This is a genomic window from Paenibacillus rhizosphaerae, assembly GCF_014192015.1.
Taxonomy (GTDB): domain Bacteria; phylum Bacillota; class Bacilli; order Paenibacillales; family Paenibacillaceae; genus Paenibacillus_AQ; species Paenibacillus_AQ rhizosphaerae.
Window position 1 is genome coordinate 209517 of record NZ_JACHXJ010000005.1, and the last position, 17612, is coordinate 227128.

Genomic DNA, 17612 nt, shown 5'->3' on the forward strand with positions numbered 1-17612 from the left:
CTTTAGAGGCGGCCTTTTGTGCCAGCGGGAGCCGTCGATTCATTCCGGCCTGCCGTTACGGCTGGATTTTGGTCAACATCTTAGCCTGGCTTTTGTCCTGGATCAGCAGCTCGAAGCCCTCTTCAATGAGGTTGTCCAGCGGGATTTTCTTGGTGATCACCTGTTTGACGTCCAGAGCACCATTTGCGATGAGTGAAATGATCTCAGGGAAAATGTGGCGGTAGGCCAGGATGGCGGTAACGCTCGCTTCCTTCACCATCAGCTGCATCAAATCAATGCTCGCCGGTTTGGAGAACGCCGCGATCACAACAACCTCGCCGCCCTTTTTGACCGTGTTCACGGCATTGGTGAACGTCGGCTGGGCGCCTGCCGCTTCAAAGGCTACATCCACGCCGATGCCGGTCAATGCGAGGATTTCCTCCTCGGTGTTCTGCCGGGTTCCGTTAATGATCGCCGTCGCACCGATCTCCTGAGCCTTCGCCAGCCGCTCATCCGAGACGTCCACCGCGATGATTTGGGCTTTAAATAAATTTAATTGTGGTTACCCTAACTTAAGCTAAACTTATATAAAGGAGTTCAGGACCAATAACGGCGGAGCCGTGCAGAGCGCATTGCAGGAGGGTCTCGCCGTGACGGTGGGACATGATTATTCGTTTTACAGCTTGGGCGGACCGCTCCGAGACAACCTCGTCATGCTGGATGTCGAAGGCTTTGACCAGGAGCGGGTTCACTTTGGCTGGATTTGGCAGGAGACCCGGAAGAGGCCGGCGTACCGGTATTTTATCGACCGTATAAAGCATGAATCCCGTTTTGGAGGTTGGGGAAGCCAATGAAGCCATTTACGATGAACGTCATCCATATTATTCAGCATATACCAGAGGGCCGTGTGATGACCTACGGGCAAATCGCCGAGCTGGCGGGGAGCCGGAGGCAAGACAGGTCGTGCGCATCCTTCATTCCTTGGGCAGGAAGCACCGACTTCCCTGGCACCGGGTCGTCAACGCGAAAGGCGAGATCGCCATTGTAGAGGAGGAGCCGCGCATGCTGCAAATGCTGTATCTTAAGGGCGAGGGGGTAGAGGTCGACGCCGAGGGACGGATAGACCTGGAAGCATACCTCTATCATCCGCAGCCTGGGGCGGATTGAGGCCTGGGCACAGGCTCCCTTCGTTCCGTTAAACGAGGCGTGCGCACCTTCCCGATGAAGGGTGAGCGCGGCCGGAAATTCAGGAGGTAGCGAGCAATGCGCCCAGTTCCTTTCGATATTGCATGAATCGGGCTGGGGAGGGGATGACCCGGGCGGCGGACTGGATTCCGCCGATTTTGATGCTTCGGACGACGGGATACGGTGCGGACAGCAGTGCATGCAGTAAAGAAAGATCCGGGGCGCTGAGCTGCCGGTGCCGCTGGTAATATTCGACGGCGCGCAGCATTCCACTGGCGTTCCAGGTGAAATTGCGGTGAAGAATGTGGGATAAGTCCTTCATTCGCACATGCAGTGAGCTGTTTTCAAAATCAATCAGATGCAGCTTTCCCCGTTTGTCTTTAATCAAGTTGGGATAGTTGTAATCTCCATGGATAAAAGCAGATGCCTGCTGCTCCGCTGTAATCGCCGCAAGAACGGCGGGCTCGCGCAGCCAGTGGATTACTTCTTCGCACGGAGGGACTAAGTGGCCTGTATTTTCGTAGTATCCGAGCAGGTTCTTATAATCCGAGACATCTTTCTCCAAATCGAAATAACGAATCCTGGAGGCGGGGGCTTCCCCTGCAGGAAAGCCTTCGGCGGCAGTGTGAAACCTGGCCAGCGCGCGCAGCCCTTTCCTCAAATCCGTTGTTGTCCCAAAATCCGGCTGCCTTCCGTGTACCCAATTCGTCAGCATGTATACCGAGCCCTGATGGACCATAATCGGTGAATGCGCGGTAGTAGGGTACACTTTTGGACTTCGGGTAAACCGCCGATCGTTCAGGCAGGCAAAGACCCGGGCTATATAGAAAACGTCCTCCGCCTGAACATCGTAGCCCTTCAAGCAGTAAGTACCCTGAGGGGTCCGAATCCGAAATACGTCCTTTACCCGCCTGATTTCGCGGATCCTCATGCCGTAGGTTTCTTCAATACTGGTCCTGAAGTCCGTCATCGTCATAACATCACCCCTTGTTATGGATTTGCCCAGCTGTTCATGTATTCCATCGATTGACGCCTGAGCGTCCAGGTCTGGTCCATCGTCTTCAGCATCTCGGTGCTTCTTTTGCTCTTGGGGAACCGGACGGCATACCAGGCTTCCCTCGGCAAGCCGTACAATGCCTTGACCAATCTACGCTCCGGCAGGCTTAAGGGCCTGATCCCTTCGTATCCTCTAAGAAAAGCCTCCATGAAGGCGGTATGAAACCCGGTCGTATTCATGATCGTCTTGGCCGTATCCGCATAAGTGGAGCCGACTCTGATAAAATCCCAGTCTATAATATGAAGTCGCTCGTCATTTGCAATAATGACATTCGGTGGTGTGATGTCGCCGTGAATCAGGGCGGGACTCGCCTTTTCCTGGGCGCAGAGCCGCGAAATATCCGGATGACGGATTTCGGACCATGCCTCATCGGAGAAGCGTTTCCAAGCTGTGCCATATTGCCTGACGGCTCTTCGGAGTGCGGGATTCACGGAAGAGGCCCGAACCATATTTTTCCGCAGATCATGATCCTTGGCTTTCCACAGCCGAACTTGCTCCAGGGTAGCGGATTGAGGGGTGTGCGGCAGTCCGCAGCGGAGGGTGTGAAGTTTTGCCAGGGCAAGGCCCAGCTGCTCATAATCTTGCTCCATCCCCATAGGCCGCCCATGAATCCAAGCTGTCATATAAAAAGGTTTCCCTCGGTGCATGACCCACAGCTTTCCGGAGTCGGCGGGAAGCCAGTCCGGTATAAAGCCATATGCGTTGTTCATTAACAAACGGACATTCTTTGCGGCTGATTTTATTTGGGCAGCCAGACCTGAGCGAAGATGGGGATTCCGGTTGTACGGCTTTAATGCAAACGTGCCCAGGTTCGTCTGGATTTGGATCACGGCGTTTTTTCGGTACAGCGAAGAGACAGGCGTGCAGCGAAGGGCTTGCAGGCGGAAGCGCCGGGAAATGCTGCGGATCTCCCTTTGACCAAGAAGATGTGCCATGTTGGGGTCTCCCTCCATTGGAAAGTAACTTAGACAGCAGCGGCTGGTGTGATGACAGTTGATTTTTTTTATCGTATTCTTTCTATCATGAAAGGTATGGACATTCGCCTTGGATTTCGTAAAAGCTTATGGAATCCATGAACGATGGGCGCTGTCACAGGGGTTGACTTTCCACTTAAGGGAAAGCTTTATACTGGAGCGGAGAGGAGGCTGGGAAATGTTTAAAATTACGGAATTTTCGAAAATCAGCCAGGTATCGGCCAAAGCGCTCCGCTATTACGATCAGATCGGGCTGCTAAAGCCGTCTTATACCGATCCGGATACGGGATACCGCTTCTATACGGCAGACCAGCTGAAGCGTGTTCACCGGATTCTTGTGTTTAAGGACCTGGGATTCACCTTGGAGCAGATGATTCCGCTGCTGGACGGAGCCCTGGGGACGGAACAGATGAGGTCGATGCTCCTTCATAAATCGGCCGAAATTACCGAGATGCTGAGGGAGGAGCAGGCCCGCCTGAACCGGCTCGGGGCCAGACTGGATGAGCTGGAGCGGAATGAGGATGGAGAGCCGCCCCTGGATGTCGTCGTGAGGAAGACCGGCCCAGAATGGATCGCCTCCGTTCGGGAAGTCACCTCCAAATCGAAGGTTCCTGGGCTGATCCGGGAGCTGCGGCAGGCCGTCAAAACGCTGTACAAGGGCACTCTGGATCAGCGGGTGATTGTTCTGTGGCACAGCTGCGCCGAATGTGAGGACGCCGTGGATCTGGAAGTAGGTGTTCCGGTTGCGGGCCCCCTCCCGGACCAAGGCCGGATACGGGTTAGGGAGCTGAAGGCTGCCCAGCTTGCTTGTATCGCCCATTCCGCGGGCCTAGCGGGTTCCTATGAGGTCACGTCCAGGCTGGCAGGCTGGCTCGAGGAACAGGGTTACGGCATCCCGGAGCAGGAGCCGAGCCGGGAGGTTTACTGGGAGCTGCCGGAGCAGCCGGCCAGCCCGGTGATGTCCGAACTGCAGATGCCGATCGTGGGCAGACCGGGCGGGACGCCTGAGGCAGAGGAGGTCCGGGGATGAGGGGCAGCGGATGGATGCGTCCCGGTACCCTGCAGGTCCTTCTGCTGGCCGTGGGCATTTTTGTGATTAGCACGTCAGAGCTGCTCCCGATGGGTCTGCTGCCGGACATCGGGCGGCAGTACCAGGTCACCGTTCAGACGGCAGGCTGGCTCGTCACCGCCTATGCGCTCGGTGTCGTCGCAGGAGGACCGCTGCTGACGGTCGCCACGGTCCGGGTTCCCCGCAAACGCCTGCTCCTGTACATGCTGGCTCTGTTCGGGGCAGGAAGCCTGCTCAGCGCTGTCGCGCCTTCCTTCGAACTGCTGATCGCCTCCCGCGTCGTCAGCGCCGTGGCGCAGGGGGCCTTTTTCGGAGCCGCCGTCGTCATGGCCGGCCAGCTGGCCGCTCCGGGACGGGAAGGCGCGGCCATATCTCTAGCCGGGTCGGGGCTGACGATAGCGACGGTCATCGGCGGGCCGCTGGGCACGCTGCTCGGCCAGCAGTTCGGCTGGCGTTTTCCGTTCTGGATGCTGGTCATCATTACGCTGCTCGTCGGAGCGGGCATCCTGTGGAAGATTCCGGACATGCCGCAGGTTGCAAGGCCGCAGATCCGCCGGCAGCTCGGTCAGGTTGCGCGTACGGGACCGGTACTGGCCCTTTTCACGACAGTATTCGGATTTGGCGGCGTCTTTTTGGCCTTTACGTACATCTCTCCGATCCTGCAGGAGATCACGGAGCTGCCGGAGGAGCGCATTTCGATCGTGCTGCTGCTGTTTGGGCTGGCTTCGGTGATCGGGAATGCCGCTGGGGGTAAGCTGGCAGACCGGCATCTGCATACATCTCTCTTGGGCAGTATGGGGCTGCTGCTTGTGGTGATGATCGCCTTTTATTTCACGAGCACTTCGGTCGTGCCCGCACTTATCACGGTGTTTATATGGGGAGCGGCCGCGTACGCGATGGTCACTCCGCTGAATGTCCAGGTGCTGCGGCGGTCCGGCTCAGCGCAGGATTTGGCCTCCACCCTGAACATCTCTGCTTTTAATCTCGGCAATGCGCTTGGCGCCTTTATCGGCGGGTATGTGGCTGAGAGCAGGCTGGGGCTGCCCGGACTGCCGCTGGCTTCCGCCGCGATCGTAGCCATTGGCATCGCCTTGGCCGCGGGCAGCTTGATGCTGGAGCGCTCGAAGTCGGCAAGGGCAGGGGCTGCGGGACAGAAGAAATGTGTGAATGCTGCAGGCGAGGCGTCCTGCGGATTAAATCCCGGCGCTCAGCCATAATCACGGAAGACAAATCATAGAAATGCATAAGACCTCCCGAAGGCGGGAGGTCTGTTTTTAGTCTGTACCGCTTTTTTTTAAATTTTTCCCTTCGAGTGTCACAAATGCTCCCTCTTCTTCGTGATATATGCAAAACCAAAGCGGGGAGTGGACGTTATGGAAAAGTTAACATGCGTCGTGGTCGGCGGCGGCTACGCCGGAATCAATGCGGTCAAGGCTATGCAAAAATCGCTTAAAGGGGTTGTCCGGGAGCTTAGACTCATCCTGATCAACAAGGACCCTTATCACCTTCGCAAGGTGCTGCTGTTCAAGCCGGCGGCTCTGCAGGAGGACATCGCCGTCCCGTTGGTGCGTTTGTTCCCCGAAGGAGAAGGGGTCGAACTCGTTCAGGGGGAGGTCACGCGCGTAGATTTTGAGGCAAAGCAGATCGCCTTCAGCCGCAGCGAAGGCGGGGACGCACGCCTTGGGTATGACGTCCTGGTGATGGCGGCGGGAAGCATGGTCCGGCGCCCGCAGCCGGATCAGGGCGGCATCGCGCTGACTTCGCAGGAAGCGGCTGAACAGATCCGCCGGATGTGGAAGCAGAATCTTCGCGAGGCGGCCGGCGCCGATGCGGAGGACCGCGCCAAGCTGCTGACGTTTACCGTGGCCGGAGGAGGCATCAGCGGTATTGAAACCTCGGCCGAGCTGGCTCATGCCATCCGGGCAGATGCCAAGGGCCTGGGCCTCAATCCCGCGGACATCCGGGTGTACCTGGTCAATGCCGAGGAGCGGCTGTTTGCACAGGGTCCGATGAAGGTGTCCCGTAAACTGGAGGGGCTGCTCGCCGACGAAGGGGTGACCACGCTGCACGGACGCAAGGTCATTCGGGAACGCGGCGGGGTAATCGCCCTTTCGGACGGGAGCGAAATCTCCGCAGGGCTGTGCGTATGGACACTTGGTATCGTGCCGAATCCGGGGCTTTCCGGCATGGGCTTTCCGGTTACTGCGGAAGGAAAAGTGGCTGTCGATGCGAGCTATCGGGTAGCAGGCAAACCCGGCGTCTACAGCATTGGAGATTGCGCTCAGATCGTCGATCCGGAAACGGGCCGGGCGGACGGTATGACCTGCAAGGAGGCGGGCGCTCAGGCGACCAGGCTCGGCCAGGTCGTGGCGGCGGATGTCGAGGGCCGTCCTGCACCTGTCCATAAAGGGTATATGGATGTTTTCTGCTTCGGTCTGGGTCCGGCCAAAGGAATGGTCTGGACCCGGCAGTGGGGACTCGATATGATCATACAAGGGAGACTCGGCCGGAATATTCGGAAATTTACCTGGGATCATGCGAGTCTGCTCAAGTGAGCACCCGCCATGCCAATAGGAAAGGTGAGCATTCGATGAGGGAACTGTATGAGAATTACCGTCCGCTGCTGTTTTCGATCGCTTATCAAATGATGGGCTCCGTGTCCGATGCGGAGGATGCGGTGCAGGACGTTTTCGTGAAGATAGCGGACCGGGACCTGGCGCAGCTGAACGAACCGAAAGCCTACTTGTGCAAAATGGTTTCGAACCGCTGCCTGGATATGCTGAAATCCACCCGCAGGCAGCGGGAGCAGTACTTCGGGCCGTGGCTGCCCGAGCCGATCGAGACGTCGGCGGAGGATACCGCCGAGACCGTCGTACGCGGGGAGCTGCTGTCCTACGCGATGCTGGTGCTGCTGGAACGGCTGTCCCCGCTGGAGCGAGCCGTTTTTATTCTTCGGGAGGCACTGGGCTTTGAATATCCGGACATTGCGGAGCTCGTCGAGAAAACGGAGGTTTACTGCCGCAAGCTGTTCAGCCGGGCCCGTGCGAAAATGGGGTTTGATCCCGAGATGCCGATTCAGCCGGAAGCTGCGGATGAAGAGTGGGTCCACCGGTTTCTGTCGGCTCTCGAGCAGGGGAGCATAGATTCTGTGCTGTCGCTGCTCTCGCAGGACGTCGTCATCACGTCCGACGGGGGCGGCAAGGCGTCCGCGGCGGTTCAGCCGATCGTGTCGCCGATCTTCGTCGCCCGCTTCGCTTTGGGAGTTTACCGTAAATTTTCGGACGCTGAGAGAGGCATTCAAGTTGAGCATGTCTCACTGAATGGCCAGCCGGGGCTTGTGTTCCGGTCGCCGGAGGGAATCGAGGGCGCCATGCTCCTCCATGTGGAGGGAGACCGGATTCGCGACCTGTATATCGTCAGAAACCCCGATAAGCTTCAGCATCTGTAGAACAGAATGATGAGTTAATGCAGCTGTTTTAGGCCCCGGGAAGATCCCGCGGGCTCTTTGCTTTTTCCCGCCCCCTAAAAATACCTGGGTAACCACCCCTAACATGTGGGTAATACCTGTATATGGCTGAATCCAAACATCTGGGGTGACACTGTGGGAAAAAGAGAGAGGATAACCTATCTGGAGCTGCTGAGAGGCCTACTGATCATCGCGGTAGTCGCCATTCATACGACTTCGTTTTCGGTCGCAAAACTGCCGACCGGTTCGGCGTTATACCCGCTGTACTATACCGTGAACGTCGGCTGCAACTTCGCCGTTCCGGGATTTCTGTTCCTGAGCGCGCTCCTGCTGTTCTATCATTACGACGGGAGGCAGCTGAGCTGGCTTTCTTTTTATAAAAAGCGGATCAAGAAAGTCGTGGTTCCCTATCTGTTCTGGTCCTTTTTTTATGCCGCCTATTACACGTACGATCACCGGCTCTCGCTGGAGCAGGGCTGGCATCGATTCTGGAACAACCTGCCGCTGGGGAACAATTACGAGCATCTGTATTTCATGGTCATTATCGCGCAGTTCTACCTGCTGTTTCCGTTGTTTATGCTGCTGCAGAGGGTTCCGGTGCTGAGGCGGCATCCGCTCGTCTTCGGGATCGCCATCCAGTTGGCTGTCTATTTGTTGAACTATTATGTATGGCATATGGACGAAATCGGTACGTTTATCGGATCGTATATGCTGTATTTATACCTGGGGGCTTTCGCTGCCAAAAAAATGAGGGAGAAGGGCGTCCAACAAGCCTTTGGCCAAGGCGCGGGCTGGATGTCCGCAGCGTTTATAGCGGCCGCAGCCGTGTATATTGGGCAGAAGTGGCTGCAGACCGCCGCTCCCCACTGGGTCCCGCAGCCGTATCTATCGTATGTTAACAAGCTGTCCGAAGCATTATATTTTTCGCTGGCCTGCTTATTCCTGCTGCAGCTGGCGCGGGGATTCCGCCAAGGAAGCCCGCTGTACAAGGCGCTGTTCTCACTGGGAACGTATTCATACGGCATTTACCTGATGCATCCGTTCTTTCTTCTCCTGTGGCGGGAATATGTACAGCAGACCGGACCGGTTTCCTATCATCTGCTCGTATGGGCCGGCGGAGCGCTGTCCATCCTGCTGTCGTGGGCGATCGTCAAGACGGTCTCCCGGACGCCCTTAGCACCGTACATTGTTGGCGAATCCGCGAAATAGTCATAATTTCCCCTATTCATTTCCCAAGCGATCCTCTATTATATTACACAGGCATTGAAGGAGGACACGATGAAATGAGAAAGTGGTTTTTCTTGCTCGCGGTCATCGTCATCCTGGTGCTGGTGGGCTTTAGAAGCGTCCAGCATCAGATCGGCGGCTCGGGCACAAGGCATGTCAAGACAGAAACGGAACAGGGAGCACCCAAGCAAGACGGGGCTTCGGTGAAACCGGACCAAGAGTCCCCAACCAAAGAAGAAAGTCCGTATTTGGACGTCGATTCGAATCAGGTGCATCTGGGCAACCTGCTGCTGGTCAATAAGGATCATCCCGTCGTTTCCGGGGACGCGGTAAAGAAGGATGTTGTCAATCTGTTTGATCATAAAGAACTGATGGAAGGATACAGCCTGCTGGACGCGCATATTATGCTGTCCGAGGATTTGGCACGCCATTTTATGACCATGGTGGACGCGGCCAGGAAGGACGGCGTGGATCATTTTCTCATCAGCAGCGGCTACCGCGATTTTGACAAGCAGGAGGAGCTGTATAAGGAAAAGGGCTCCAAATATGCCCTTCCGGCTGGTGCCAGCGAGCATAATTTAGGGCTCTCTATGGATATCGGCTCCAGTCTCGAGGAGATGGATAAGGCCCCGGAAGGCAAGTGGCTGAAGGAGAACGCCTGGAAGTACGGCTTTATTTTGCGTTATCCCGAGGACAAAATCAGCATTACCGGCATCGAATATGAACCGTGGCACTTCCGTTATGTCGGCCTTCCGCACAGCGCGGTGATGCATGAGAAGAATATGGCGCTGGAAGAATATCTGGACTATGTGAAGCAGCAGGGGAAGATCACGGAGACGGTCGAGGGCAAGACCTACGAGATCGCTTATTACCCGTCGGCAGATATGGGAAAAATTGATAAGCCGGCTTCTGCAAACTATGAGATTTCCGGGGATAATATCGATGGGGTCATTGTTACGACCGAGAAAGAGCAGGCAGTGGAATAGGGGATGTAACAATTTGGCTGCTTGACTCTGCCGAAGGCAAAGGAGTAGGATAGTTGCATGACTATCAAACTAACGTCAAAAGACGATGAGAAACGGGCCAAAATTTTCAAGGCGCTGTCGGAAGTGAAACGGATCGAAATGATCCGATATCTGGTTCGGCATCCGGAGCACAAGACATGCGGTGAGGTCGGCGAATCGCTCGGGATGGACAAGTCCAACGTGTCTTATCATCTCAAGATTTTGTATGAAGCCGAATTGATCCACATTTACCGGAGGGGCCAGAATAAATACGGGCAGCTTAGAGAGGATACGTTTAACGCATTTTTACCGGGTTTCCTGGACAGTCTATGATTGGGCGGGAAACCTCTCTTTATTCCTTGTAATTTGAAAGTTTTAAAACTATCTGAAGAGATCAGAAAGGTACGCCGATAGACGTTTTTCTTATTCAAATTCGATTGTTTTAAGGTGTGTAGTCATCGCCTTTTGATCCCAATTCTAAACGATGGAGATGTGAATATTGTATGGTACAACAATTAATGAACCGTTCAATTTTGTTACAATCGCGCCCGGTGGGCATGCCGGGACCCGAAAACTTTGAGTTCCGCGAAGGGAGCATCCAGGAGCCGCAGGAAGGGCAGGCCGTCATCCGCACGCTGTACCTGTCGGTCGACCCTTATATGCGGGGAAGAATGAGCGACGCGAAGTCGTATATCGAGCCGTTCAAGCTGAATGAGGTCATTTCCGGCGGGATCGTCGGCGAAGTGGTGGAATCGAAGTCCGATGCCCTGCAGCCGGGGGACAAGGTGATTGGCATGCTGGGCTGGCGGCTGTACAACACGGTTGATGCCGGCAGCGTCCGCAAGCTCGATCCGTCGATCGCGCCGTTGTCCGCTTATTTGAGCGTGCTGGGCCTGACCGGATTGACGGCGTATTTCGGTCTGCTGGACATCGGCAAGCCGAAGGAAGGAGAAACGGTCGTCGTCTCGGGAGCGGCCGGTTCCGTCGGCATGTTCGTGGGCCAGATCGCCAAAATACAGGGCACCCGCGTCGTCGGTATTGCCGGTACGGATGAGAAATGCGAGTACCTGGTCCGCGAGCTCGGCTTTGATGCGGCGGTGAACTATAAATCAGACCATTTCCAAGAGGAGCTGGCAGAAGCATGTCCGAACGGGGTCGACGTGTATTTTGACAATGTCGGCGGCCGGGTATCGGATGCGGTCATGAACCTGCTGAACGACTATGCCCGGATTCCGCTGTGCGGTGCGATTTCGTCCTACAACAGCACGGAGGATGTAGGTCCGAGAATTTTGTCCAAGCTGATCAAGACCCGCTCGATGATCAAAGGTTTTGTGCTCAGCGACTATGCTTCCCGCCAAGCCGAAGGTTTGCAGCAGCTGGGACAGTGGCTGGCCGAAGGCAAGCTGAAATACGAAGAAACGATCGTTGAAGGCTTTGACCATGTCATCGACGCTTTCCTGCAGCTATTCCAGGGTACGAATCTCGGCAAAATGTTAGTCAAAGTCAGCGAGCCGCAAGCCTAAAAAAGTACGCGGCGAAAAAACATCTTGATCTGGTATGCATTTCATACGTTATGATCAATACAGGGAACGGCCGGAGGCCGCCGGCGTTACGGCTGTCATCGCGGGCGTGACGGGGACTCTCTTGGCGCTGTTCCTTGTCTGTTATGTAAAAAAGGATTAGCGCGGTTATCGCTCTAATCCTTTTTTGGTCTTCAATGTATGCCGCGGCTTACGCGCGGATATAGAATAAAAACTCCTGGCCGTTCCGGACGGGATCCTGTTCCAGCGCATAGCCGTGCTTCACGACTTCCTCCGGTACGTTGCGGAAGGAAGAAGGGCAGTCGGTAATGACCTGCAGCAGCTGGCCTTTCTTCAGGTCACGCAGCGTTTCCAGCGTGTAAATGACCGGATACGGGCAGGATTCCCCGCGGAGATCGAGCGTAAAATCAATGGACATGTTTCGTTTCCCCTTTCTTAAAGCCGATGCCAAACCGGTAGTTTTTTTGCCAGTACACGGCAATGCCAAAACCGACCGCCAGCAGAGCCAGCGTCAGAAGGATCGCCCCGGCCGGTCCCATCGCCGTAATGAGGTTGATTGGTTTGCCGGGCTTCACGATGGCATTGAAAATGCCGAGGTGGTCCCAGGCGTATGCCAAAGCGGTGGCTCCCGCAATGTTGCCGATGAATACAGGCAGGAATACTACTTGGCCTTCCATCAGACGGTACATCATGCCGGTTTCGCAGCCGCCGGCCATGACGATGCCGATGCCGAACAGGATGCCGCCGATCAGCGTGCTCGGCGCGGCAATCTTCGTAATCGGATCCATTCCGTTTACCAGAATAATGATCAGCGTGGCGACGGAGCTGACGGCCATCCCGACAAAGATCGCCTTCGTCATGGCCGCCCGTCCGCTGATCCAGAGATCGCGGAACGCGGACGTAAAGCAAATCTGTCCCCGCTCAATCAGAATACCGAAGGCGGCCCCGAACAAAGCGGCCGTGCCCAGCATCGTTTTGCCTGCCGCATAGAAATAGACGACCAGAGCCGCATATGCGAGTGCCAGAAGGGCACCGACGTAGGGCTGAATCTTCTTGCGGGCCGCGGAAGGAGCGGCGGCATTTCCCTTCAGAAGGGTGGGCTTCCCCTTCCACCACGAGGTATTCACCAGCTTGGTCCCGAAGTATGTACCGATTGCGGTAGCTGCAATGAAAATCCAGGAGTGGAGGGAAAACTGCGGCACGCCTGTGAAAAATGCCGCCAGATTGCAGCCGAGGGCCAGCCTCGCTCCGAAGCCGGCTACAAAACCTCCGGCCAGCCCCTGAAACAGCCGGCGTTTCTGCCGCGGCACCCTGATCTTGAAGCTGTTGCTGAGCAGAATCATGATCAGCGCGCCAATGAACATACCCCATACGATCCATCCGTCGGTCCGGGTCAGCGTGGTTCCGTTCATATGGATCAGCTGAAAGTAGGCCCAGTCCGAAATATCCACACCGAACCATTCCAGAAGATGTCCGCCCAGACGGGTAAACTCTCCGGTGACGGCCCAGACGGTGCCGGTGATGCCAAAATACAATGCGCTTAAAATACCGGCCAGCGCCATGGCCAAATAAGGGCTCCAATAGCGGTTAAACACTTTGTCGTACACCTGCTTCATTCTCGTCCAACATTTCCTTTCCGAACAGTCCTGATCTAGGGGACTGCTGAACTCATTTTATTGGCCCTCCCAATGGTTTCCTTGCATTCCATAAGGATGCCATTCTATTCTACAACAACGGGCCGAAATGAGAAGAGGGTTTTTCGCGCCGGGCCCTGCCCATGGAGTTCGGGGAAAGATGTGGTACAATGGCTCTAGTCAAACAAAGATTGGAGATGATTTCGCCCATGAACAAGCCGCTCAAACAACAAGAGCTGATTTCATATATTGCCGAGGAAACACAAGCCGACCGGGATAGCATTGCGCTCGTTCTGAAGCATGAGGAAGCCTATATTAACAACGCCAAAGCCGATGTGAAAGGCGAGGTGGAGATCGACATGGATGATTTGGTCGATTATGTGCTGAACCGCCGCGATATCAAGCTGGATGAGATGACCGTGGAAGCCATTTTGGAGGCGGAAATGGACTTTTTGATGGATCAGGGATTGGCCAGTTACGAGGACTAGGGCAGCCGGTTCATGCCAACAGACAGAAAAACCGCTCCGAGCGTTTGTACAGCATCCCCAATGGTAGATTGTATCTGAGGGTGGGTGCCGTCTCGTTCGGGGCGGTTTTTTTGGTGCATTCTCACGATTGTTGACGCAAGCACGGTGGTACCAGTCCGCATTAGTGCAGCATTTTGCCGTAATCCCGGATTTTGACGTCGACGTGCACGCTGATATCCGCTTTGGAAAATACCTCTTCCCACTTCAGCTGCTTCCATACGCTGTGGGGAATCGAGTTGCGGACATACTGCCCGATCCCCATTGGGTCGGATTTTTTCTCCTGCATGTGGTCGATCAGCTTCTGGCACTTCCGGTTAATGGTTTGTTCCAGCTCCGCCTCCAGCTTTCGCTGATCGGACGGCTTTTTCATGTCGAGCTCTCCGATATATTCCAGCAGTGAGCCCGACAGCTTGATGCGGAGGGCAACCTGAATTGGCCTGCCCTCGCGGATGCCCCGGGTCGAGAGCACCTTGATTTTCCGTTTGCTGGACAGGTATTCCAGCGTTGCCTGCTCTTCCAGGTCTCGCTCCGATTGGATGCTGACGTTTAAGTCGCCGGCACGAACCCCATGATGGAGCAGGGCGAAAAACATTCGGTCTTCCGCTTCGATTTTCCCGACATATTGGTCATTTTTGAACAGTGCGATGCCGTCAACGGACAGAGACTCCTTCTCTTCCTTTAAGATCGTGGCGACCGGATCAATGCCGTCGTCATAGTAGTCTCTGGTGAATGTATACAAGGAGGTGTCCGGGATTTCGCCGGCTTTGGCCTCGGTCCGGATCAGCGTGTCGATATATTCCCCGGCGGTGGGGCCTTGGGGATAGTCGTTGCGAATCAGGATGTGATGCGGGTCGGATTCCGACACGATAATATGCAGGCGCGAACCGATGGACGGGTCCCGGGTCAGCGTGTCCATATTGCTCCAAACGCCTCTTCTTGCCAGCCTCTCGCCGAATACGACCTGGCGCAGCTGTCCGTTGACCAGGCGGCGGTTGTTATGCCGATTGAAGATCATTTTGGCCTTTTTCCCTGATTCCGCCATGGTGGAGTAGACAATCGCGTCCTCGTGGTTGGACTTCGGGATGCTGACGGTTACCCTTAATTTCGTGTTCTCACCTTCACCGGATAAGTCATAGGCGATCGTCCGGACGAACCCCGCCCTTTCGATAATATGCTGGTCGGTGCATCCCGTGAGCAGCAGGATAACGGCAGTCATCATCATCAGCAGGCGCTTGTTAATGTTCATGACTGTTCATCCTTTCCCGAAGCTTTTGAAACAGGAGCACCAGGATCAGCAGCATAGGCAGAATAAAGGCAATGCCGATCTCGGTAAAAAGCACGCGCCGGAGCTGATATTCCGACTGGGACAAATACCTGGAGTAGAACCCGACGATAAATACCCCGAGCACGATGAAAAACTCGAGGCGCTTTGGGCGGGTCTTGGGAAAGATCCGCTTGATCATGGACAGGGACGCAAACGAAAACATCGTGGTCGACACCAGATTGCCGAATACGAATATGACGAACACCAGATTTTCCACCCGGTTAATAAACGGCATTTCAATAAAGTCGAGCATATCGATGATCGGGTACAGCAGGGATTGAAGCTGCTGGAAGCTGAAGAAGCCAAACGCCGTCAGCAGGACGATGACCTGAGCCAATGCGGTCAGCAAATGCCCGTACAGAACTCCCTTGAACAGTTTGCTCTTCTTGTTGACATAAGGGAATAAAAAGATGCACAGCTCATAACCAATAAAGGAGGTATACACCTCGGCCCAATTGTGAAGAACCTGGCCCCCGGCGGGATCTTCAAAAAAATAAGACGTTAGGCGGACCAGCTTCCACTCGCGCGCCTGGTAAGACGTCAGCAGCAAGGTCCACCAAGTCAAAAAAGCAAACACTGTGGCTGCTTTGCTGATGTTATACACATGCTTGATGAGCAGGAAATACACCATGACGCAGAACAGCAGAAAGATAAATGTTACATTGGATGTCTGGAACGAAATCATCTGGAAGATCAGAAAGAAGTTTTTTCCGACAAAGGCAGCGACCAAGATATAAAACATGGCTAGTCCTACATATACCGGGTAGAGAATCCATTTGGAAAGGGACTTCTCCAGAATGTCGAACATGGACCTTCCCTTCCCCATGCGATAGACGGCCCAATACAGGAGAATATTGCAGGTGGACACCAAGGCAAGAATGATATATCCCACCCAGCCGTTAGTCCCCATATTCTCCGCCACCAGCCGCGGGAGGGCGAACAAGACGATGTTATTCTCGATCATATAGATCAAGGTCGCAATATGAAAAGCGCTCAATTTTTCGTTCACAGTCCATCACCGCCGCTATTTCCGCATTTTGTTGATTTTCTTGTTGGAGGTTCTCGTTATCGTCGGCCGGCTGCGTAAAGCCCAAAACGGCCCCCGGATATAAGTGTCCAGCATGTCTTTGAAGTTGATGGGGGCCAGGGGGGTGAGATAAGAGGTCCCCATGTTCGTGACTCCCGCCAAATGGATCACGACCATGCCGATAGCCATAAGCAGACCTAGATTCCCCAGAATACCGGCCATTAGGATCAGTCCAAACCGGATGAGACGGATGGATGCACTCATGATGTAACTCGGGATCACGAAGGAAGCGATCGCTGACGTTGCCACGGCGATGATCAGGATGTTGCTCGTAAATCCGGCCTGAACGGCGGCCTGCCCGATCACGATACCGCCGACGATGCCGATAGTCTGTCCAACCTTGGTCGGCAGCCGGGCGCCGGCTTCCCGCAGCAGCTCGATTGTCGTTTCCATGAGCAGCGCTTCGAGCAGCGGGGGAAAAGGGACCTTGGCCCGGGACTCCGTCAAGTTGAGCAGCATCGTGTGCGGGATCATTTCGTAATGGTAGGTTGTGACGGATACATAGAAGGCGGTGAAGGAAATCGTAATCAGGAAGCCGATAAACCGCAAAACGCGCAGTGCGGTGCCGATCAGCCACCGCTGGTAATAGTCGTCCGGCGATGAGAAAAAGTCGAAGAAGTCGGTGGGGCAGGTAAAGCCCGACGGACTGCCATCCACAAATCCGGCGACCCGGCCGGCGATCAGCTTGGATACGATGCCGTCCGGACGTTCGGTCGTCATAAATTGCGGAAAGATCGAGTTGGGATTCTCATCGATGAACTGAATCAGCATATTGGTATCGGTAACGGCGTCGTATTCAATCAACTGGATCCGCCTGATCAGCTCGTCGACAATCTCCTGATTGGCGAGCCCTTCAATATAAGCGACAACGACGACGTTTTTGGCAACCTCCCCAACCTCCAGCTTGACGAACTTCAAGTGGGCACTTTTCAGCCTTTGGCGCAGAACGCCGAGGTTCTGCCCGATATTCTCCACGAAGCCGTCATGGGGGCCGGAGATGACCGTTTCGGTTTCGGACTGTTCAACGCTGCGGCCGACCGGTTTGGAGATATCAACCAAATAGGTGCTGCCACGGAAGAAAACGGCCGCCTTGCCGTTCAGAATGCCGTTGATGCACTCCTTGCTGTCCACGACGACGACATACTGGGAACGGCTAAGAACGGTTTTGACTTCTTCTTCATTCGCATCGGTAAAGGGCCGAATGATCTCTTGAAGCAGCTGGTCGTTTCCGATGAGATAAGCCAGGTATATGACATCCACATGGGACTGCGGATAGGTTCGGTGGATAAAATCCATCGAATTTTCAAACTGCCGGATTGTGTGTTCAAGTGAAGGATGCTCGTTCTTTTCCGGCTCTTTGACCGTGGTTACTTCTTGTTCCCCGGCTACAAAAAAATGCTTAATTTTTGCAAATACGTCCATAAATCACACCTCGTGGGTATTCTATCCAATCATGATTCAGTTATACGCGGCCCAGGTGCAGGAGGTGGAGGTTCTTGTTTAAGCGCAGAACAGCGGGGTAGTGTATGAAGTAGGGG

General features: G+C 55.0%; 17 protein-coding genes and 2 pseudogenes. 11 read left to right on the forward strand and 8 right to left on the reverse strand.

Annotated elements, in window-relative coordinates:
• Positions 1-55 precede the first annotated feature (55 nt).
• Positions 56-517: pseudogene (locus FHS19_RS26425) on the reverse strand (zinc-binding dehydrogenase); the annotation flags it as partial.
• 112 nt (positions 518-629) lie between these two features.
• Here FHS19_RS26425 and FHS19_RS26430 point away from each other — a divergent pair.
• Together FHS19_RS26430 and FHS19_RS26435 are read left to right on the forward strand one after the other, a co-directional pair.
• Positions 630-833: a hypothetical protein gene (locus FHS19_RS26430; RefSeq protein ID WP_183584776.1), complete on the forward strand. Its 204-nt coding sequence runs from the start codon at positions 630-632 to the stop codon at positions 831-833.
• A pseudogene (locus FHS19_RS26435) lies at positions 830-1146 on the forward strand (MGMT family protein). Before FHS19_RS26430 ends, FHS19_RS26435 begins: the two are co-directional and overlap by 4 nt.
• A gap of 79 nt (positions 1147-1225) precedes the next feature.
• Here the strand turns inward: FHS19_RS26435 and FHS19_RS26440 are convergent.
• Both FHS19_RS26440 and FHS19_RS26445 read right to left on the reverse strand, forming a co-directional pair.
• Entirely contained in the window at positions 1226-2134 is a 909-nt protein-coding gene (locus FHS19_RS26440; protein ID WP_183584777.1) for a phosphotransferase, read from the reverse strand.
• A gap of 20 nt (positions 2135-2154) precedes the next feature.
• Positions 2155-3156 (reverse strand): phosphotransferase, encoded by a 1002-nt coding sequence (locus FHS19_RS26445; protein WP_183584778.1) that lies wholly within the window; start codon positions 3154-3156, stop codon positions 2155-2157.
• 217 nt (positions 3157-3373) lie between these two features.
• On the opposite strand from FHS19_RS26445, the gene FHS19_RS26450 reads away from it, so the two are divergent.
• The 8 genes from FHS19_RS26450 to FHS19_RS26485 all read left to right on the forward strand — a co-directional run bounded on the left by FHS19_RS26450 (position 3374) and on the right by FHS19_RS26485 (position 11484).
• On the forward strand, positions 3374-4225 hold the full coding sequence (locus tag FHS19_RS26450) for a MerR family transcriptional regulator (protein WP_183584779.1): 852 nt from the start codon (positions 3374-3376) through the stop codon (positions 4223-4225).
• Positions 4222-5481 carry an MFS transporter gene (locus FHS19_RS26455; RefSeq protein WP_183584780.1) on the forward strand — a complete coding sequence of 420 codons (1260 nt, stop codon included), beginning with the start codon at positions 4222-4224 and terminating at the stop codon, positions 5479-5481. Before FHS19_RS26450 ends, FHS19_RS26455 begins: the two co-directional genes overlap by 4 nt.
• Before the next feature lie 156 nt (positions 5482-5637).
• Positions 5638-6819: an NAD(P)/FAD-dependent oxidoreductase gene (locus FHS19_RS26460; RefSeq protein WP_183584781.1), complete on the forward strand. Its 1182-nt coding sequence runs from the start codon at positions 5638-5640 to the stop codon at positions 6817-6819.
• Positions 6820-6854: 35 nt separating this feature from the next.
• Positions 6855-7712, forward strand: a complete 858-nt coding sequence (locus FHS19_RS26465) for an RNA polymerase sigma-70 factor (RefSeq protein WP_183584782.1) — start codon at positions 6855-6857, stop codon at positions 7710-7712.
• A 153-nt stretch (positions 7713-7865) separates the two neighbouring features.
• Entirely contained in the window at positions 7866-8939 is a 1074-nt protein-coding gene (locus FHS19_RS26470) for an acyltransferase (protein WP_183584783.1), read from the forward strand.
• 74 nt (positions 8940-9013) lie between these two features.
• Positions 9014-9943, forward strand: coding sequence for a M15 family metallopeptidase (locus FHS19_RS26475; RefSeq protein WP_183584784.1), 930 nt, complete (start codon positions 9014-9016; stop codon positions 9941-9943).
• Between the two features lie 57 nt (positions 9944-10000).
• Positions 10001-10294: an ArsR/SmtB family transcription factor gene (locus FHS19_RS26480; protein ID WP_183584785.1), complete on the forward strand. Its 294-nt coding sequence runs from the start codon at positions 10001-10003 to the stop codon at positions 10292-10294.
• 170 nt (positions 10295-10464) lie between these two features.
• Complete coding sequence (locus FHS19_RS26485) at positions 10465-11484, forward strand: NADP-dependent oxidoreductase (protein ID WP_246426837.1); 1020 nt, start codon at positions 10465-10467, stop codon at positions 11482-11484.
• 208 nt (positions 11485-11692) lie between these two features.
• Here FHS19_RS26485 and yedF read toward each other — a convergent pair whose 3' ends face one another.
• Together yedF and yedE are read right to left on the reverse strand one after the other, a co-directional pair.
• Positions 11693-11920 carry a sulfurtransferase-like selenium metabolism protein YedF gene (gene yedF / locus FHS19_RS26490; protein WP_183584786.1) on the reverse strand — a complete coding sequence of 76 codons (228 nt, stop codon included), beginning with the start codon at positions 11918-11920 and terminating at the stop codon, positions 11693-11695.
• Positions 11910-13118 carry a selenium metabolism membrane protein YedE/FdhT gene (gene yedE, locus FHS19_RS26495; protein WP_183584787.1) on the reverse strand — a complete coding sequence of 403 codons (1209 nt, stop codon included), beginning with the start codon at positions 13116-13118 and terminating at the stop codon, positions 11910-11912. The genes yedF and yedE overlap by 11 nt, the downstream gene beginning before the upstream one ends.
• 227 nt (positions 13119-13345) lie before the next feature.
• On the opposite strand from yedE, the gene FHS19_RS26500 reads away from it, so the two are divergent.
• Positions 13346-13624: a hypothetical protein gene (locus FHS19_RS26500; RefSeq protein ID WP_183584788.1), complete on the forward strand. Its 279-nt coding sequence runs from the start codon at positions 13346-13348 to the stop codon at positions 13622-13624.
• Positions 13625-13784: 160 nt separating this feature from the next.
• Here FHS19_RS26500 and FHS19_RS26505 read toward each other — a convergent pair whose 3' ends face one another.
• Genes FHS19_RS26505 through FHS19_RS26515 form a run of 3 tightly spaced genes read right to left on the reverse strand, consistent with a single transcriptional unit; the run spans position 13785 to position 17496 of the window.
• The gene (locus FHS19_RS26505) at positions 13785-14909 is read right to left on the reverse strand and encodes a Ger(x)C family spore germination protein (RefSeq protein WP_183584789.1); all 1125 of its coding nucleotides are present in this window, start codon (positions 14907-14909) and stop codon (positions 13785-13787) included.
• Positions 14899-15996, reverse strand: a complete 1098-nt coding sequence (locus FHS19_RS26510) for a GerAB/ArcD/ProY family transporter (protein WP_183584790.1) — start codon at positions 15994-15996, stop codon at positions 14899-14901. Before FHS19_RS26510 ends, FHS19_RS26505 begins: the two co-directional genes overlap by 11 nt.
• Before the next feature lie 15 nt (positions 15997-16011).
• A complete protein-coding gene (locus tag FHS19_RS26515) occupies positions 16012-17496 on the reverse strand; it encodes a spore germination protein (RefSeq protein ID WP_183584791.1) in 1485 nt (494 codons plus the stop codon).
• Between the last annotated feature and the right edge of the window lie 116 nt (positions 17497-17612).

Excerpts from the sequence above, each read along its gene's own strand:
- FHS19_RS26480 (WP_183584785.1), top strand. The coding sequence starts at position 10,001 with ATGACTATCAAACTAACGTCAAAAGACGATGAGAAACGGGCCAAAATT.
- FHS19_RS26500 (WP_183584788.1), top strand. The coding sequence starts at position 13,346 with ATGAACAAGCCGCTCAAACAACAAGAGCTGATTTCATATATTGCCGAG.
- FHS19_RS26465 (WP_183584782.1), top strand. The coding sequence starts at position 6,855 with ATGAGGGAACTGTATGAGAATTACCGTCCGCTGCTGTTTTCGATCGCT.
- FHS19_RS26485 (WP_246426837.1), top strand. The coding sequence starts at position 10,465 with ATGGTACAACAATTAATGAACCGTTCAATTTTGTTACAATCGCGCCCG.
- FHS19_RS26460 (WP_183584781.1), top strand. The coding sequence starts at position 5,638 with ATGGAAAAGTTAACATGCGTCGTGGTCGGCGGCGGCTACGCCGGAATC.
- FHS19_RS26440 (WP_183584777.1), bottom strand. The coding sequence starts at position 2,134 with ATGACGGACTTCAGGACCAGTATTGAAGAAACCTACGGCATGAGGATC.
- FHS19_RS26450 (WP_183584779.1), top strand. The coding sequence starts at position 3,374 with ATGTTTAAAATTACGGAATTTTCGAAAATCAGCCAGGTATCGGCCAAA.
- yedE (WP_183584787.1), bottom strand. The coding sequence starts at position 13,118 with ATGAAGCAGGTGTACGACAAAGTGTTTAACCGCTATTGGAGCCCTTAT.
- FHS19_RS26475 (WP_183584784.1), top strand. The coding sequence starts at position 9,014 with ATGAGAAAGTGGTTTTTCTTGCTCGCGGTCATCGTCATCCTGGTGCTG.
- FHS19_RS26515 (WP_183584791.1), bottom strand. The coding sequence starts at position 17,496 with ATGGACGTATTTGCAAAAATTAAGCATTTTTTTGTAGCCGGGGAACAA.
- FHS19_RS26445 (WP_183584778.1), bottom strand. The coding sequence starts at position 3,156 with ATGGCACATCTTCTTGGTCAAAGGGAGATCCGCAGCATTTCCCGGCGC.
- FHS19_RS26505 (WP_183584789.1), bottom strand. The coding sequence starts at position 14,909 with ATGAACATTAACAAGCGCCTGCTGATGATGATGACTGCCGTTATCCTG.
- yedF (WP_183584786.1), bottom strand. The coding sequence starts at position 11,920 with ATGTCCATTGATTTTACGCTCGATCTCCGCGGGGAATCCTGCCCGTAT.
- FHS19_RS26455 (WP_183584780.1), top strand. The coding sequence starts at position 4,222 with ATGAGGGGCAGCGGATGGATGCGTCCCGGTACCCTGCAGGTCCTTCTG.